The following is a 16,944-nucleotide window of genomic DNA, read 5'->3' as shown; positions in this document are numbered from 1 at the left end:
CGAGCTTTTTGTATGGGTTCTGGGGCGTCGTTCTCGCGGAGGTGACATTCTACACGCCGTTCGTGCTGCGCCCGCTGCTGGCCGGGTTCCAGTCGATCGACACTGCGCAGCTCGAGTGGCCAGCAGCCTCGGCGCGCGAATGCCGGGCATACTCCGGCGTATCGTGCTGCCTGAGCTACTGCCCTCGCTGCTGGCCGGCGGCAGTCTCTGCCTGCTGCTCACGGTGAACGAATTCGGCATCATGCTGGTGATGGGGGCAAAGAACGTCATTACCCTGCCGGTGCTTATCTACGGCGAGGCGATCCAGCAATTCGACTATACCGGTGCGAGCGTCGTTGCCCTTGCGGACATCATGCTGTCGCTCGGGCTGTTCGCGCTCTACCGCTTCAGCCTCGCGCGGCTCGGGCGGGGGATCTCGGCGTGAACCTACTCGCCCATGCGCCAATTGCGCGCGCCGCAGCGTGGATCGCCGCAGTGGCGCTGTTCACTCTCGTCTTCGGCCTGCCGCTGGCTATGCTGGCGCTGGCCGCGGTGGCTGGGCAGTGGAACGGCGCGCTGCCGGATACGCTGACGCTGCGGCACCTTGCCGCCCTCGGTGGGCCAGGTCAGTGGCCGGCGCTGTGGCACAGTGTGGTGACCGCCGCGCTGGCGTCGGCCATCGCCGTGCTACTAGGCGGCGCGGGGGCGCTTGCCGGGCGGCGCCTGCCCGGACCGGTCCGGCGGATGCTCGATGCGCTGTATTTCTTGCCCGTTGCGCTGCCCTCGGCCTCAATCGGGCTTGCACTGCTGATCGCCTTCAGCCGCAGCCCGCTGTTGCTGAACGGCACGGTGGCTCTGGTCGTCATCGCTCATGTCGTGCTGGTGACCGCCTATGCCTATGCCAACACGAACGCCGGGCTGGAGACGTTGCCCGCCGGGCTCGAGGAGATGGCGGATTCGCTCGGTGCACGGCCGGGCCTCGTACTGCGCGGCATCACGCTACCCTTGCTCGTACCGCATCTTCTGGCCGCGCTAGCACTGGGATTCGCGCTTTCGATGGGCGAGCTTGGCGCCACGATCATGCTCTATCCACCGCAATGGGTGACAGCGCCGGTGCGGGTCTTCGCGCTGACAGATCGCGGCAATATCTTCTCTGGCGCCGCACTCGGCGTCGGCCTGCTCGGCTGCACCTTTGCCGTGCTTCTTCTGCTCAACCCCGCTACCGGGAGGCCTCGCCGCACATGACCGACTATCGCATCACCTGCGTCATTCTTGACTGGGCGGGAACCACAGTTGATTTCGGCTGCCGCGCGCCCGTCGCCGCCTTTACCCGGACCCTTGCCGAGGCCGGAATTGCAATCGACGAGGCGGCGGTGCGCGGGCCGATGGGGCTGGAAAAACGCGACCACCTGTGCGCCCTGCTCAATCTGCCAGCAGTAAACGAACAGTGGCACCGGCGGCACGGCACGGCGCCGGATACGACCGCGCTCGATGCGCTTTATGCTCGCTTCCGCGAGATCCAACTCGATGTGCTCGACGATCATGCCGATCCGGTGCCGGGGCTGAACGGGGCGATCGCCGCGCTGCGCGCCACCGGCCTGCGCATCGGCAGCAACTCCGGATATGACAGGGCGATGATGCGCATCGTAGCCACCGCGGCGGCACGGGCCGGCTACGCGCCGGATGCGGTCGTCGCCAGCGATGAGGTGGCGAGGGGGCGGCCGTTTCCCGACATCGCCTGGCGCGTCGCCGTCGCGCTCGGGGCGCCCGCCGCGCGGTGCTGCGCCAAGGTGGACGATACGCCGACCGGCATTGCCGAGGGCGTGAACGCGGGAATGTGGAGCATCGGGGTGACCGACAGCGGCAACGAGGTCGGGCTGTCGGCAGCGGAATGGGCAGCCCTGCCGGCGCAGGAAGCGGCGGCGCTACGCGCGCGGGCGGCCCGGCGACTGCACGATGCCGGGGCACATCTGGTGATTGACAGCATCGCCGGCCTGCCCGCCGCGATCGCCGCACTCGATGCGCGGCTCGCCGTTGGAGAGCGGCCGTGAGCAGCTATGCCGGGACGTTCGACCTCGCCATCGTTGGTGCCGGTATCGTCGGCCAGTCGCTTGCCTGGCACGCGGCGCGGCGCGGCATGCGGGTGGCGATATTCGAGCGAGCCGGCACGCCGCTCGGCGCCTCGATCCGCAATTTTGGCCTGATTTGGCCGATCGGCCAACCAGCCGGACCGCGCTTTGACCTCGCGCTCGATAGTCTCCGCCACTGGCACGAGGCTGCTGCCGCCGCCGCACTCGATCTGCGTCCGACCGGTTCACTGCATCTAGCTTACCGCGCAGAGGAAGTCGCAGTGCTGGAGGAGTTCGTCGGCACGCAGACCGGCGAGGGTCATGACTGCCGCATGCTGACCCCGGCAGAGACCCTCGCCCAGGCACCGGCGGCGCGACCAGACGGGCTGCGCGGCGCGATGTTCAGCAACACCGAATGCCAGATCAGCTCGCCGCTGGCGCTCACGATCCTCGCCCGCCATCTCGTGGACCGGCTCGGGGTCGCGATCCACTGGCGTCACGCGGTGACCGCCGTGGAGACCGGGCACCTCGTCGCCGGCGGCGCACGTTGGGCGGCGCGGAGGATCGTCGTTTGTCCGGGGGCCGAACTCGATACGCTGTTTCCCGGTCTGCTGCACGAGGCGGGGTTACGCCCGGTGCGGCTGCAAATGCTGGCCGCCCGGACCGGCACGCCGTTCGATCTAGGCCCCGCCCTGTGCGCCGGGCTGACGCTGCTGCACTACCCTGCCTTTGAAGGTTGCCGCACGCTGCCCGCCCTGCGCGCGCGGCTTGAGCACGAATGCGACGACGCGCTGGCCGACGGCATCCACATTCTCCTCTCGCAGCATGAGGGAGGCGAGCTGATCATCGGCGATTCCCACGATTATGGGCCGGACACCACGCCGTTCAACAGTGAGCCGGTGGACCAGCGCATCCTGCATTATCTGGCCGAGATGACCGTGCTGCCGCCGCTGCGGATCACCCGTCGGTGGCAGGGCGTCTATGTCAGCAGCCACCACGGCCCTGCGACGCGGCTTGACCCGTGCGATCGCGTCACCGTTCTCACCGGGCTCGGCGGTGCCGGGATGACCCTCTCCTTTGGCGTGACCGCCCGTCTACTGCAGGAGGTGGCCGATGTCTGATTCCGCCCCGCTGACGCTCGACGAGCTGTTCCGCCGGATGCGCGCGCATGGCGATGCCGAATATCACGGCGAGGCGGTGAGCCAGTTGCAGCACGCGTTGCAGACGGCGCATCAGGCCGAGCGGGAGGGGGCGTCGCCGGCACTTGTCGCCGCAGCGTTGTTTCATGATGTTGGACATCTCTTTGCCGGGCTCGGCGAGGACGCGGCACAGCGGGGGATCGACGACGTTCATGAGGATCTCGGCGCGGCGATGTTGCGGGCAGTGTTGCCGCCGGAGGTGGCCGGGCCGGTGCGCCTGCATGTCGAGGCCAAGCGCTGCCTCTGCGCGACCGACCCGGCCTATTTCGCTGAGCTGTCCGACGCCTCGCGCTTGTCGCTCGAATTGCAGGGGGGCGTGATGAGCCCCGACGAGGTGGAGGCCTTCCTCGCGGCACCGTTCGCCGCCGAGGCGCTGCAGCTGCGACGATGGGACGACCAGGCGAAGGATCCCAAGGCGGTAACGCCGGATCTAGCGCATTACCAGCGCCTGATAACCACTGCGTTCGTGGTTCCGCCTTCAAAAGGAAAGTGAAAGCTGATTAAGTGACTTCATTCAGTCGGTAGTGGCAAGTTCTGAGGCAGTGAATCACGAATTCAACAACCTTCACAGGGTTAATGTGGGTATCCGGCTCAGTCGCAGATTGTAAAGACCTCACTTGCAGACGGGCGCAGAGCGTTGCAGGTCATCCGACACAACAGGATTGGATCGCCGATTGAGCCATGCCGTGGCATTCAATGGTTCAGCGAAGAAGAAGCCCTGCATTCGCATTCGCCCGCGCGCGCCCAGGAATGCAACATGTTCCGCGGTCTCCACGCCTTCGGCGACGACATCGAGGTCGAGACGGTGCGCCATCGCGAGGATCGCCTCGACGATCGCGACGGACGAGACATCCCAGGGCACCTGGGCAATGAAGCTGCGGTCGATCTTGAGTTCATGGATCGGCAGGTGGCGCAGGTAGTGCAGGCTCGAGTAGCCGGTTCCGAAATCGTCAACCGAGAACCGCACGCCGCGATCCGCGAGATGTCCCATGATACGCGTGATCTCGAGGGTATCCCTGATCAGCAGGTTCTCGGTGATCTCCAGGGTCAGCCGCTCGGGCGCCACGCCGGAGACGTCGAGCGCGGTGAGAACATCGGAGACGAAGCCGGGGTCATGAAATTGTCGCGGGCTGACATTGACCGACAACCCATAGCCAGGCTCATGGCGTCCGATCCGGGTGAGGATCGAACACGCCTCACGGAGCAGCCAGCGGCCGAGCGGAACGATCAGGCCGGAGGATTCGGCGATACCGATGAACTCGTTGGGGGCGGCAATCCGACCATCACGCAGCCGCAACCGGACCAGGATCTCTGCGCTGACTGCCGTGCCGGTCGTATCCACCTGGTCCTGCAGCCAGATTTCAAACTGCTCGTCCTTCAGCGCCCATCGGATCTCATCCTCGATGGCGTGACGAACCATGATGGCTTGGTGCATGGCGGGCTGGAATAAGACAACATCGTTTCTCCCGGCCTTGGCCTGATACATTGCGGTGTCCGCCTCGCGGACCAGCGTGTCGATCGTGTCGGCCGGCTTTGGAAACAGGGTAAATCCGATGCTTGCACCTAGATGATATTCGCGCGCGCCGATCGAGATCGGCCTGCCGGATACCGCATCGATTATCTTGCCCCCGACTCTTGTCGCATGGGCAGCCGCATCCTCCGCCGTGGCGCCGGCCTCGGCAAGGAGGACCACGAATTCATCGCCGCCGATACGCGCGATCGTGTCCGTCCCACCCACCGCGCGGCGTAGCCGATGTGCGACCTCTCCGAGCGCGGCATCGCCCGCGGTATGGCCGAGCATATCATTGATATTCTTGAACCGGTCCAGATCGATGAACAGCAGCGCGCCGTGCGAGCCGGCCCGCCGCGCTTCGCTGAGCATTGTCCCGAGCCGCTCGTTCAGGAGGCGTCGATTGGGCAAGCCGGTCAGTGGGTCGAGATGCGCAAGACGATAAATCTCCTCCTCCGCCGTCCGGTGTTCGGTAATGTCGATCCAGACGCCGGCGATGCCGGACGGACGGCCTTCGGCATCGCGTTGCAGCGTCAACTCATCGCGTACCCAACGGTAGCTGCCGTTCCGATGCCGGATACGGTAGCGATGGACGTAGTGTCCGGCCTCGCAGGCATGAGCGACAGCAGGTTCGGCCTGTGGCAGATCTTCGGGATGCACGCTGTTCCGCCACCAGTCCGGGCCATGAACGTCTTCAGGCGCATAGCCCAGCATGTTGAGGATATTCCTGCTGATCTCCACGGGAACCGCCTGTCCGTCGATCAGTGTCAGCGTGTAGAGAACCGTGCCACTCGCCGTGAGCAGCCGATCGATCCGCTGTTCGCTCATCGAATGAGCTATCAAGGCGGCGTCGCGCTCCTGCCTCGTCGTGACGTCCTGTACAGCCTTGGTCAGGTTCTCGGTCAGTTCGACCAATAGCCTCTGTTCATCCCCCCCAAAGACCAGATGTCTCGACGAATATAATGTGAAGGCGCCGACCACCGAGCCTTCCTCGGATGCAAACGGCAGCGAGATGCAGGCGTGGAACCCGGAGGCGAGCGCCCTGTCCCGCCAGCGCGCAAAGCCCTGGTCTCTTTCGAGATCGGCCAACAGGACGACTCTCTTCTCACGGACGGCAGTGCCGGTCGGCCCTCTGCCGTCCGGCTCATCCGCCCATGTGAGACGCATCTTGGAGATAGACCGGATGCCGCGTCCAGCGCTCGCGACGAGGCGGATCGACCGCTCCTGATCATTCCGGGCGAGGCCAATCCAGCAAGCATCATAGCCGCCGATTTCAACTGCGAGCCGGCAAGCTGCGTCGAACAGGGCCTGCGGCGTGCAGGCGCGGGCGAAGGCGCCCGTAGAGGCATGGATCATCCGCAGCGTTCGGTTGGCGCTTTCCAGCGCATCCTCCCGCAGGTGCCCCAGCAGCAGCGGGGTCAGCCTGGCGATGAATTCCTGCACCAGACCGTGTGTGTCGCGTGTGATATCGGGGTTTTCAAAACCGAGCACGAGGCCGAAGCGGCGCTCCGCGAGATCGAATGGATAGACAAGCTGACGGCGAATTCCTGCTTCGACCAATGCACGCAAAAAAGGAAATTCACGATACTCGTCGGGATCCCGCATTGGGAAACTATCAAATACAATCCCTTTGGACAGGGCTTTCCCGAAACTGAGATGTCCCGCAGGGTGAACTCCAGCCCATTTGGAAACGTCCATGCCTTTCAATGTACGGTTGGGGACGATATGGCCCTTGACGTATTCCACCATCCCATGGGCTGTGTGATAGGCCGAAAGGAAGCAAACCGTGGCACCGGTGCGTTCGGCGCAGTAGGTAAGTGTCTGATCGAGCGCAGAATCGAAATCCGGCGTCGAGGCAATCGCCTGGGAAAGCCGGTTCCAGAAGGCGAGATCGCCTGAAATCTTTGCCTGTTCGCGATTGGTCCGCCGTAATTCCAGTTCAGTCATCACCGAGTGTGCGAGTTCCACGAGGAGCTGCTGTGCGCCGGCATCAAAGCCGTCATATGGCTCAGGCGAGAGAACGCACATGCTTCCAATGCGATAGCCATCCGCGGTGATGATCGGTGCGCCGGCGTAAAATCTGATATTTGGCGGCTCGACGACGAGGGGGCTGTTGCAGAACCGTTCGTCCAGGCGAGCGTCTGCAACAACAAAGACGTCATCTGACCTGACCGTGTGATCACAAAATGCGTGTTCGCGCAGCGTCCATAAGAGGTCCGTACCGCGTCTTGCCTTCAGCCACAGACGTTCGGAATCCACAAAGGAAACCAGCACAATTGGCATTCCCAGCGCTTCTGCTGCGATGCGAGTGAAGCGATCGAAGCATTCTTCGGCCGAAGTTCCTATGATCTCATAGCGCGCAAGCGCGGCCTGGCGCGCAAATTCCATGTCGTCGGATGGCATGCGGATTACCCCTTGATTCCGGGAGCGTTCCACGATGACTGGTCGATCATGCTGCAAGCCTGGGTCACGTCGTTGTGCAAATACTCATCATGAGTCGCACAAATTAAGACGGTCCCGGTGCAATCAGTTTTGCCCGCCTGGCTTCACTCTCAGATATTCAATTTTGCGATGCTGACAATCGACGCCTTCAATTGCCATACGAGCCCGATCTAAGGAAATCGACGAACTAATAAAATGATAGCTTCTACATAACAGTTATGAATTCGGTGCTTGGATCCATGGCCGCACTCGAATTATTATGGAAGTTAAATTTCGAATCATGAAGAAATTTATGTTATAATTCCAATAATTGCTTTCTGCGCAAAATGTAATTTCACCGGACTCGTATTGACCTGACATCTGCGATGCTGTGCACGTCGCCTTGAAGTGCGGCAGAAAATTTCATTAGTACTCTGATTCAAATGGCGATTATTCCCGATCGTTTTGTCGGGCATTGCGTCCCGCTGTAGGCAAAATCCTCAATCAGGTGACAAAGTCATTTAGTCTAATGGATTTATCTGCGTGCAGAGTCGGGTGCCGTCCAATTTCCGCAAACACAATGCCGTGATCTTATGCGGCTATACGGCGGCGAGTGCATGCATGCCGCCGTATAGCCGCAGCGCCGCGGGAAAGCGGTTCTCACAGGCCCCCGATAATGCCAACATGCGGCGCTCTTCATGGGAAATGCCATAGTTTGAACCTCCGTTAAAGAGGATTCAAGACGATGCGGATTTCGGTCGCCGCGACCATCACGATTGTTTCGTCAATCCGAAAAAGACAGATCCGCAACCCTATGTCTATCGGCGTCATAAGCTTCGTTTGGATATCGAGTCTCTCAGATTCAATTGGCGACAAGGGACGGCAAAACGCTGGCCCGAGACCACTCATTGACGATGCGGCGTATGCCCTGCCCGCACGGCTGACTGAACCATCAGTGATATCGAGAAAGGGTGATATATATTTTAGGCGAACGTTAAATAATTAGTCGCATTCTTTTGTATGCTTAATTTGCATCTCGCGAAAGCATCTACTTAAGGATGTATTAATAATGGCGACGCGGTAATGGGGCTGATAAAAGCCCGCCTCAAAGACACAGGATCATGTGCAGGCTGTCGACAGGGGCAATTCGACAGGCCGCTCGCCATGGCATTTCAGCCAATCATCGATGTCGCGGCACGATCAGTGTTCGCCTATGAGGCTTTGGTGCGCGGCCCCGCCGGAGAGTCGGCAGGGAGTATATTAGAAACCATTGGCCAGTCGGAACTCTATGCTTTTGACCAAGCATGTCGAGTGACGGCGATTGAAACCGCCGCCGCTCTTGGGCTCGGCGATAGCTCTTGCGATCTCTCGATCAATTTTCTGCCCAATGCAGTCTATGAGCCCCGAGCGTGCATTCGCACGACTCTGCAAGCTGCCGCCCGGACTAGATTTCCAACCAGAAAGCTTATCTTCGAGATTAACGAGGGAGAATTGTTGAGCACGCCCGATCATTTGGCCGATATCGTGGCGGAATACGCAGCTATGGGCTTCCGCACGGCGATTGATGATTTTGGGTCGGGATATTCCAATCTCAATCTACTCGCCAAATTCCGCCCGGATCTGGTGAAGCTCGACATGGAACTGATCCGCGGCATCGATTCGGATAAGGGGCGCAGGAGCATCGTCAGCCATTGCGCTGCAATGTGCCGGGAAATGGGTATTACCGTCGTTGCCGAAGGCATCGAAACGCTAGGCGAATGCTCGGCGTTGAACGATCTCGGGATTACGCTTATGCAAGGTTATCTTTTCGCCAAGCCAGGCTTTCGCAGTTTGCCTACTCCTGCATGGGCGATTTGACATCAGCGATCACACATCGCATTGCTGGAATGTTCAGAAATAATGCCAACGCGGGATTTTTTCGCTTCGAGTGGCCGTGCCGGCCTAGCGTCTCGCCGCCCTCGCCGTAGAAGCAGAGCGAGGTCGTATCCATAAACACCAGGCTGAGATCGGTGAACAGGTCGCGCCGGCGTTCGAAGAGTTGCTCCTCGATCACGTCCTTGACGCAACGTGGCGCGAGGGCGCCCGCTTGCCTGTCGCCGAGTTCCCCGCCCAGCCAGGCCATCGCGCGATAGAAGTGGTGTAGCGCCAGATCCTCCGCGCCATCGATGGCGTCGCTCTGCATCCAGTCGACACAGGAGCGGTCGGAGCCTGAGACGAACAGCCGGTGCAGTGTTGCGACGAAGACGGTGCGCTCGACGGCAAAGCCGAACTGGCGGCCCTCGAGGAGGTTGTTCAGCACCTCACCGATCCCGAGCCGGTCCCAGAGGCGGCCGAACAGCAGGGGGCCACCGATCCTGTGGGCGGCGATCCGACCGGCATCGATATCGGAGAGGATGATGGAACGTTCGGCGTGCCGCGCGATCGAGGCGACGAGCCTGTCAAGTTCGCCGGATGCGGCGAGGACATCCTTGCGACCGAGGGATTTGATGGTGCGCTGGCGGACGGATTTGCCCACGCGCACGCTTTCCACAAGGTAGAGATAGCTGTGGCCGCGGGCGACTCTCTCGACGACGTGCACAGCATTGAGCACGTTGTGATCGTCGCGCCGGCAAGAGCTCGTCCCCCAACCACTCGTTGAGTTGCGACCAAAGCCGTCGTCCCGAGCCGTTGCGCACCGCGATCGCGACATCGCATCAGGATTTTTAAGCAACACCGGCACTGCCCTGAGCGTGATTTCCGGCCCATTGCCTGAGCGGATACTCAAAATATTAACCCTTTGCTGCCTAATGACGACGGAACGAACTTTCGCTTCATCGAATCAAAAGAAATGTGGATATGCGGATTCCCCACCCGCCATGCCAGAAACTCCGGAGCATGCTTGTTCTGACCCTTCGCCACGCAGCCTCGAAATCCCGCCGGACTCTTGTGGCAGGCATCCTTCTCGCGTGCTTGCCGATTGCCGATCCCGCCTCGGCTCAGACCGTCACCGTTGGCTATACCGGCGCCGCCCAGACACTGCGCATCGCGACCACGGGAACCTACCAGATCACAGTCGCCGGCGCCCAGGGCGGCAATGGTGGCAATTCACGGCAAGGCGGCGCCGGTGCCGTGATCGTCGGCGACTATGATTTTTCCGCGGGCGAGGTCCTGAACCTCATTGCGGGTGGCGCCGGGAGTAGCTCGACTTATGGCGGCGGGGGCGGCGGAGGAGGTAGCTTCGTTTTCGACCAGTCGAGCAATACCTTGATTGTGGTCGCTGGCGGCGGCGGTGGCGCTGGCTCCAATCGAGGTGGCGGTGGCGGCGGACAGGTTACGACCTCAGGTGCCTCTGGCAGTGGCGCGGGCGCAGGGGCTGGCGGTAGCAACGGCGATGGCGGCGCAGCTAACCCCTACGACCATGGCGGGGGCGGGGGCGGCTTTCTCACCGCAGGGCAGAACAGCAGTACTTTCGCGACCGGCGGCGCCGCCTACCCGTCTCTCGCCGGCGGTGTTGCACGATATGGCGAGGCGGGCGGTTATGGTGGCGGCGGCGCCGGGACCACCGAAGGCGGCGGCGGTGGCGGCTATTCGGGCGGCGGCGGCGGCTCCGGATATTTGAGCTTCGGCGGTGGCGGCGGCGGTTCTTACGAAGCAAGCGGGTTCACGCTGATCTCGGCGACCGCCGGCAGCTCCGGCAACGCCATCTCGGTCGCCGGAAATTTTGGAAACGGCTACATCAGCTTCCTTCTCTCCCAATCCAATATCTCCGGTCAGGGCGGGCAATTATCTGATGTCGGATCGTCGCTGACCACCGAGTTCGACGGAGGCAGCCTGACCAGCGACGCCAACGCCACCACGGCTGCCTCCTTCACCATCACCGGCAAGGGGGGCACACTGGATGCCGCCGGCCATACACTGATCTTCACTGGCGTCTTCTCTAATGCCAATGGCAGCACGCCAGGGCATCTGATCATCTCGTCCAATCCGACTGCCGGCGGCGTCATCGTCCTTGATCCCGTTGGGGTGAATACGTTCACCGGCGGCATCCAGGTGCTGGCCGGCGCCACGCTGCAGATCGCATCTGCGAGCGCTCTGGGTTCGGGGACGCTTGCGCTTCTGGGTACGGCCACGATGCCCGCGGAACTGAGTGTCACCGGCACGACGGCCATAACTGACCCGATCGTGCTCGAGGGCGATCCGACCTTCGATATTGCCAGCGGCAAAACCACCACGATCGGCAGCGTGATTTCCAACGCGACCCCGGGGAGTCCCGCCGGCGATCTCGTGAAGCAGGGTGGCGGAGCGCTGGTGCTGACGGGGGCGAATACCTACACCGGAGCGACGACGATCGATGCCGGCACGCTTGCGCTTTCGGGAACCGGTGGAATTGTCCATTCCGCCGCGGTGACGAACAATGCGACATTCGATCTCTCCGGCTCCAGGCAATCGGTCAGACTCGGCGGCGACTACATCCAGAGCGGGAGCGGCTTGCTGGTGCTCCGTGCGACCCCGACGATCGGCACCGGCTATTCTCCGCTGCTGGCGAGCGTACGGGCGACGCTTTCCGGCGCGCTCGGTATCGATCTCGGCTCTGGCACCTACGCAATCGGCGGCAAGTACGACCTTATCCACGCGAGTGGCGGGGTCTCCGGGACTTTCTCGCAGGTCGGCTACGCGGGCAGCTTCGGCCCTTACATCCTCCCCAGCGTCGTTTACCAGCCGGATGATGTGTATCTCGAACTCAGCCCGCAGCCGGTATTGGTCGATAGCGGCCGGGCTTATGTTGCGAGCCGGTTCGCCATCAACGAGGCGCTGTTCGACGACATTGACGCAATCCTTGGCGGCGATAGTGCAGGTTCGGCGCGTTCGGGCGTCTGGATGCATGCGCTTGGGAATTTCGGGAGCGCGAATGGCTTCGACTTCCACACCGGCGGAACGCTGGTCGGACGCGGCTTTCCGATCTCGCCCGTCTGGATTGCGGGCTTTGCCGTGAATGCGTTGTTCACGGGCACGAGTGGCGGCTACGGCACGGTAAACAATACGGAGACCGGCATCGCCCTCTATGGGATTTATCATCATCGCCATCTCCAGATATCCTTCAGTAATGCGGTGGGCGGTCTCTCTGACAATTTCGAGCGCTCGGTGCCGGAATTCAGCGTCGGTGCCCGTGCCGGCGGGGCGGGACTCTATGACGTGGCGGCGATGCGGGCGCAGTATGCGCTGCGGCGGGGCCTGTTCTTCCTCGTTCCGGATATCGAGGCGGCCTACGCTCATACACAGATCGGGACGGTGGTGGAGACCAGGGCCGGCAGCTTGGGTCTGACCTATGAGGCGCTCGCCACGGATCTCGGCCGGATCTCCGCGGGCATAACGGGGGGTATGGTCCTTCGCCGATCTTTCGGAACTGTCGAACCGTTCGTCTCAACCGGCGGCTATGGTAGCGTCGGACAGCGCCGCTACAGTAACGTTGAGACGCTGCAGCTCGCGAGTTCGGTGCAGACGGCGACCGCGGCAGCAACAGCTGCTTACACGGCAGGCGCAGGGGTGAAAGTGATCGGAACCGGACATTGGCGCGGTGACGTCTATTGGGAGGGAGCGTGGGGCGATAACAAATCCATGCAAGATCTCGGTCTCGCCGTGCGCTATATCTGGTAGTTAATCTGCCCCTTTCTGAGGATAGTGTCAAAGCAACATGGGTTGAGCGCGAGGAGCCTTGGCGGTAGTGTCTCGGCATGACCCAGCGTTCGCTGTTCCGCTACTTCAAGACCTCGCCCGAGATCATCCACCTGGCCGGTTGATTTCCGCTGAGATTTGGCTCTGAAGGAATGCGAACGATTCACGATATACTCGGTGCATACCATGGCATCAGAAGTGAAAATGCACTAACTTCCAACTCGGACCACTCATCGGGGGGGCGATCACGCTCTCTATATTCGGCGACTGCACTCACGGTGATAAGGTGGCGGCTAGTAGCAAGTTAAGATGGTTTCGTGTCCCCGCAACCACTTTTACCGAACTCAAGAACAAATCAGATACAGCCGCGCCACACAGCGCGGCTTTTGTCGTTCTGGAGCCAGGCTCCAGCGCCAGCCCGACCATCGCCGCAATCGCGCCAGTCAGCACAATCTTCGGCAGAGAGCGGGGATCGTCGCCATCAGGCGGTGACACGTCGACGCGCTCGATCAGCGCGCGAACCGCTTCCAGCGCCGCGGTGCCGCCATCCTCGCGGGTGAGGGCGGCATGAAGGTCGGTCACCCGCTCGCGATAGGTCTCCGCCAGGTGCGGATGCAGCAACGGTAACGAAATCCCGGCGGTCTCGATCAGTTGGGTCAGTTCTGCCTTCCGAGCTTCCAGCGTGTCGAGCTTCTGCTGCAGCCCGGGTGCCCGCATCCCCTCCGCAATCGCATCGATCAGGCCGCCCAGCTTGCGCGTGACACTCTCGAGTTCGCGCTTGTGCGAGGCAAGCGCGGCTGAGCGTTCGGAATTGAGCCGGTTATACTCGGCCGTGTATTCCGCCACGAACTCCGCGACGTGCTCGGGCTGCATCAGCTGTTGGCGCAGTGCGTCGAGAATCAGACGCTCGAGTTCGCTCCGCCGGATACCGCGCTGGTTGTCGCACGTGCCCTGCTTTCGGGCAGCGGTGCAGGAGAGATAATCCTGGCCGACGGCGCCGAAGCTGCCACCGCAGCCGCCGCAGAAGACCTTGCCCGTCAGCACGTGCTTCGCCCGGCGCCGCTCCTGAAAGACCGCGCGGTCGATCTTGTCCGCGCCCGAGGCGATACGCACCGCGGCCAGGCGCTCCTGCACACAATCCCACAGATCCTGGTCGATGATCCGCAGATGCGGAACCGCCTCACGCACCCATTCCGTGGTTGGGTTCATCCGCGCAACACGTTTGCCGGTAGCCGGATCCTTTATGTAATGCATCCGGTTCCAGACCTGGACGCCGATGTAGAGTTCGTTGCGCAGGATGCCGGTGCCGCGCTCGGCATGTCCCCGGATCGTCGTGTCCTGCCAGGCACGCCCGTTGGGCCCCGGGATTTTTGCGCCGTTCAGCGTCTTGGCAATGGCAATCGGGCTCGCGCCCTCTGCCGCCATCGTGAAAATCTGGCGGACGACGGCCGCTTCGGCCTCGTTGATCGCCCGTTCGCCGCGGATCGGCTCGCCCTTGTGGTCGGTGCGGCGGACCACGTCATAGCCGTAGGCACGTCCGCCGGCAGAGAGGCCCGCCTCTACCCGGCCGAGCAGGCCACGATGCGTCTTCTGGGCCAGATCCTTCAGCGCCAGCGCGTTCATCGTGCCCTTGAGGCCGATATGCATCTCGTTGATCTCGCCCTCGGCGATCGTCACGATCGAAACACCGGCAAAGCGCAGGCGCTTGAACAGGGCCGCTATATCCTCTTGGTCACGCGATAGCCGGTCCATTGCCTCGGCCAGCACCACGTCGAACCGGCGCCGGCCGGCGTCCTCCATCAGCGCCTGGATGCCGGGACGGAGCATCGACGCACCCGAGATCGCTCGGTCCGAGTAGCTCTCCACCACCTTCCAGCCCTCACGCTCAGCCCGCGTCCGGCAGATCCGCAACTGGTCCTCCACCGACGCATCACTCTGCAAGTCGGTCGAATATCTCGCATACAAGGCTACTCGCACAGACATCACGCGACTCCGTGGCGGGAATGGAACAATCAAATGCTATCACGCCTCGGTCGCCGCGAAACCCGGAAATTTCACCGCGCCCGAAGATCGCGGGGTAGCTCGCGCCTCACCCATTGGTCGCCCACCGGATCGGTCGCCGCGTCAAGGGCCATAAGCAAACATGGCAATGTTGGGCCGGGAGTAGCCTGGCGAGTTTCGGGCAACCAAATGAGAAAGCAGACGTCTACGGCTAGAGCGAGGTAAGGACCTGGCAATCTGAACGCGCTGGCAATTTCTCACCTTGGTTTGATTGTCGGTTTCGAATAATAGGTCAGAATAGGGATCGGAGACGGAAAATGCAGTTCAAACCGCGAAACCTCCGCGCGATCGCTGATATGGTGATCGGCGACGTGCCGCATTTCCAACGTCGATCAAGCTATTACATCACCACGTTCATGCAGGAATGCGATCTCGATGATGCGCATGATGGTACCACTCGCAGCATCTGGACTGCCGGTGTGCTGGAAAAGCTACTGGCTGAGGCATCTCCAGCCGCCAACACCCTGCCAAATAGGTTCGTCAACCTGCTCCGGGTTCTGATGGACAAGCGGGAGGCCCAGGACGGTGACCTGGACAGGTCTGCCGCTCTGGCAGCGCTGAACGAACCCCTGGGTCGTGAGGGGTTTGAAGCCTTCTATGGTGAGGACAATCACCTGTATATTCGGCATATAGCCACCCGAGCTGTATCCGTTCAGGCTAACCCCCATCGGCCATTTACTCCAGCCGAGACACAGAAACGGGCGCAACTGTCGGCCTACCTCGATACATGCTCTGAGGACGAGTTGATCGAAGAGGTATTGCTGCCTTTGCTGCGCCAGCTCGGATACCACCGCATCACGTCGGCGGGTCATAAGGATAAGAACCTCGAGCATGGCAAGGATGTGTGGATGCGCTTCGCCTTGCCGAGTCAGCACATGCTCTACTTCGGTATCCAGGCCAAAAAGGGGAAGCTTGATGCGTCAGCTGATAGCAGGAACCGCGAGGGCGCCAATACCAACATCGCCGTGATCCACAACCAGGTCCTGATGATGCTGGACAGCGTTCTATTTGACCCCGAGTTCAGCCGAGAGGTTCTGGTTGATCATGCCTATATTGTTGCCGGCGGAGAAATCACCAAGTCGGCCAGACTTTGGCTTGGCCGAAATCTAGATGCGACAAAGCGCAGCAGGATCATGTTCATGGATCGCGATGATATTCTCAATCTGTTCGTTGTGAGCAACACACAGCTTCCCGCAGCAGCTATAAAGGTGAAATCAAATGCCCAATCTTTGGACGATGATCTGCCATTTTGATTGGATCTGCGGGGGCAGTACATGACCAAGGTCACATTCGGCGGCCGGCAGGCCATCAAGCTTTGCCAGATGCCTCAAGAAGACCGCCTCAAGTTTTTGGCAGAAGGGCTACCGATCATTGCTCAAAGCGCGGAAGGCTTTTGGTCTGCATCACGGCAGCTCCAGGACAAACCTCGAGAGATCGAGGTTCTGGAAAACTTTGCGCATGAAGAAGCCGCCAAAGCCCTGATCTTGATTGATGCCGTGCGATGCCCCGCCAAACTCATATCCTCGAAGCTGAACAAGGTGGTCGGGCATTTTTATGATCACTTGGCGCGGCTGATTTATGCTGAAGCACAGCATTGGAAGCCGATGCACATGAAGCAATTGAGGGACTATGTCGGTATCTGCTCAACCCGGTAGGGGGGCGATGGGCAGTGATGCTCCGGTGACGGCGTTTTTGATAGCGGTGTAGGCATCAAGGCCGTGCCGCGCGGCGGTCCCGACGACGGATCGGACGTTGGCGAAGAAATCGGCGCCCCAGTTGGATCGGAACCCTCCGGTGACCTTGCGATATGTCGCGGTAGGCCGGAGTTCGCGCTCGGAGCCGTTGTTGTCCGCGGCGATATCCGGGTGGTCGAGGAAGGTGAAGAGATGATCACGAACCTTGCCGTATCGTCGGCGCAATCGTCTGCCGTGGTGGTTGATCGGGGCGAGCGCCAGTGACGGCGTCGAGATCATGGGTCGAGGCGCCGCCGCCAGGCGCGTCTTGWMGCGTCCGCGAGCGTGCGATGGCGCCGCGCCAGCACGACGGCGCGGAG

13 protein-coding genes are annotated in these 16,944 nt (G+C 61.6%); 9 read left to right on the top strand and 4 right to left on the bottom strand.

All coding sequences use genetic code 11. The features are described from left to right. Window positions 1–139: 139 nt before the first annotated feature. From RT91_RS11780 to RT91_RS11760, 5 genes are read left to right on the top strand one after another with little or no spacing between them, the layout of a single operon-like run. Window positions 140–424 carry a hypothetical protein gene (locus RT91_RS11780; protein ID WP_205408968.1) on the top strand — a complete coding sequence of 95 codons (285 nt, stop codon included), beginning with the start codon at window positions 140–142 and terminating at the stop codon, window positions 422–424. After that, a complete protein-coding gene (locus RT91_RS11775) occupies window positions 421–1,224 on the top strand; it encodes an iron ABC transporter permease (RefSeq protein ID WP_035187433.1) in 804 nt (267 codons plus the stop codon). Before RT91_RS11780 ends, RT91_RS11775 begins: the two co-directional genes overlap by 4 nt. Then, a complete protein-coding gene (phnX, locus tag RT91_RS11770; RefSeq protein WP_035187432.1) occupies window positions 1,221–2,030 on the top strand; it encodes a phosphonoacetaldehyde hydrolase in 810 nt (269 codons plus the stop codon). Before RT91_RS11775 ends, phnX begins: the two co-directional genes overlap by 4 nt. Beyond that, window positions 2,027–3,169 carry a TIGR03364 family FAD-dependent oxidoreductase gene (locus RT91_RS11765; protein ID WP_035187431.1) on the top strand — a complete coding sequence of 381 codons (1,143 nt, stop codon included), beginning with the start codon at window positions 2,027–2,029 and terminating at the stop codon, window positions 3,167–3,169. The genes phnX and RT91_RS11765 overlap by 4 nt, the downstream gene beginning before the upstream one ends. Further along, window positions 3,162–3,740 carry a phosphonate degradation HD-domain oxygenase gene (locus RT91_RS11760; protein ID WP_035187430.1) on the top strand — a complete coding sequence of 193 codons (579 nt, stop codon included), beginning with the start codon at window positions 3,162–3,164 and terminating at the stop codon, window positions 3,738–3,740. Before RT91_RS11765 ends, RT91_RS11760 begins: the two co-directional genes overlap by 8 nt. 120 nt (window positions 3,741–3,860) lie before the next feature. Here RT91_RS11760 and RT91_RS11755 read toward each other — a convergent pair whose 3' ends face one another. After that, on the bottom strand, window positions 3,861–7,160 hold the full coding sequence (locus RT91_RS11755) for an EAL domain-containing protein (protein WP_035187429.1): 3,300 nt from the start codon (window positions 7,158–7,160) through the stop codon (window positions 3,861–3,863). 1,182 nt (window positions 7,161–8,342) lie between these two features. On the opposite strand from RT91_RS11755, the gene RT91_RS11750 reads away from it, so the two are divergent. Further along, window positions 8,343–9,035, top strand: coding sequence for an EAL domain-containing protein (locus RT91_RS11750; RefSeq protein ID WP_055726021.1), 693 nt, complete (start codon window positions 8,343–8,345; stop codon window positions 9,033–9,035). On the opposite strand, the gene RT91_RS11745 is transcribed toward RT91_RS11750, so the two are convergent. Next, window positions 9,013–9,768, bottom strand: coding sequence for a hypothetical protein (locus RT91_RS11745; protein ID WP_240314276.1), 756 nt, complete (start codon window positions 9,766–9,768; stop codon window positions 9,013–9,015). The genes RT91_RS11750 and RT91_RS11745 overlap by 23 nt on opposite strands. 284 nt (window positions 9,769–10,052) lie before the next feature. On the opposite strand from RT91_RS11745, the gene RT91_RS22880 reads away from it, so the two are divergent. Then, the gene (locus RT91_RS22880) at window positions 10,053–12,812 is read left to right on the top strand and encodes an autotransporter-associated beta strand repeat-containing protein (protein ID WP_275470330.1); all 2,760 of its coding nucleotides are present in this window, start codon (window positions 10,053–10,055) and stop codon (window positions 12,810–12,812) included. Window positions 12,813–13,103: 291 nt separating this feature from the next. Here RT91_RS22880 and RT91_RS11735 read toward each other — a convergent pair whose 3' ends face one another. Further along, complete coding sequence (locus RT91_RS11735; protein ID WP_051788266.1) at window positions 13,104–14,813, bottom strand: recombinase family protein; 1,710 nt, start codon at window positions 14,811–14,813, stop codon at window positions 13,104–13,106. A gap of 335 nt (window positions 14,814–15,148) precedes the next feature. Between RT91_RS11735 and RT91_RS11730 the strand changes: the two genes are divergently transcribed. Together RT91_RS11730 and RT91_RS11725 are read left to right on the top strand one after the other, a co-directional pair. After that, entirely contained in the window at window positions 15,149–16,144 is a 996-nt protein-coding gene (locus RT91_RS11730) for a hypothetical protein (RefSeq protein WP_035187426.1), read from the top strand. Between the two features lie 21 nt (window positions 16,145–16,165). Beyond that, complete coding sequence (locus tag RT91_RS11725) at window positions 16,166–16,546, top strand: hypothetical protein (protein WP_035187434.1); 381 nt, start codon at window positions 16,166–16,168, stop codon at window positions 16,544–16,546. Here RT91_RS11725 and RT91_RS11720 read toward each other — a convergent pair. Then, the gene (locus tag RT91_RS11720) at window positions 16,535–16,864 is read right to left on the bottom strand and encodes a transposase (protein ID WP_055726020.1); all 330 of its coding nucleotides are present in this window, start codon (window positions 16,862–16,864) and stop codon (window positions 16,535–16,537) included. The two genes, RT91_RS11725 and RT91_RS11720, sit on opposite strands and share 12 nt — an antisense overlap. Between the last annotated feature and the right edge of the window lie 80 nt (window positions 16,865–16,944).

Origin of the sequence: Acidiphilium sp. JA12-A1, assembly GCF_000724705.2 — a bacterium.
GTDB lineage: Bacteria > Pseudomonadota > Alphaproteobacteria > Acetobacterales > Acetobacteraceae > Acidiphilium > Acidiphilium multivorum.
Note: the sequence above shows the minus strand (reverse complement) of the source record. Positions and strands in the feature narration are given on the sequence as shown.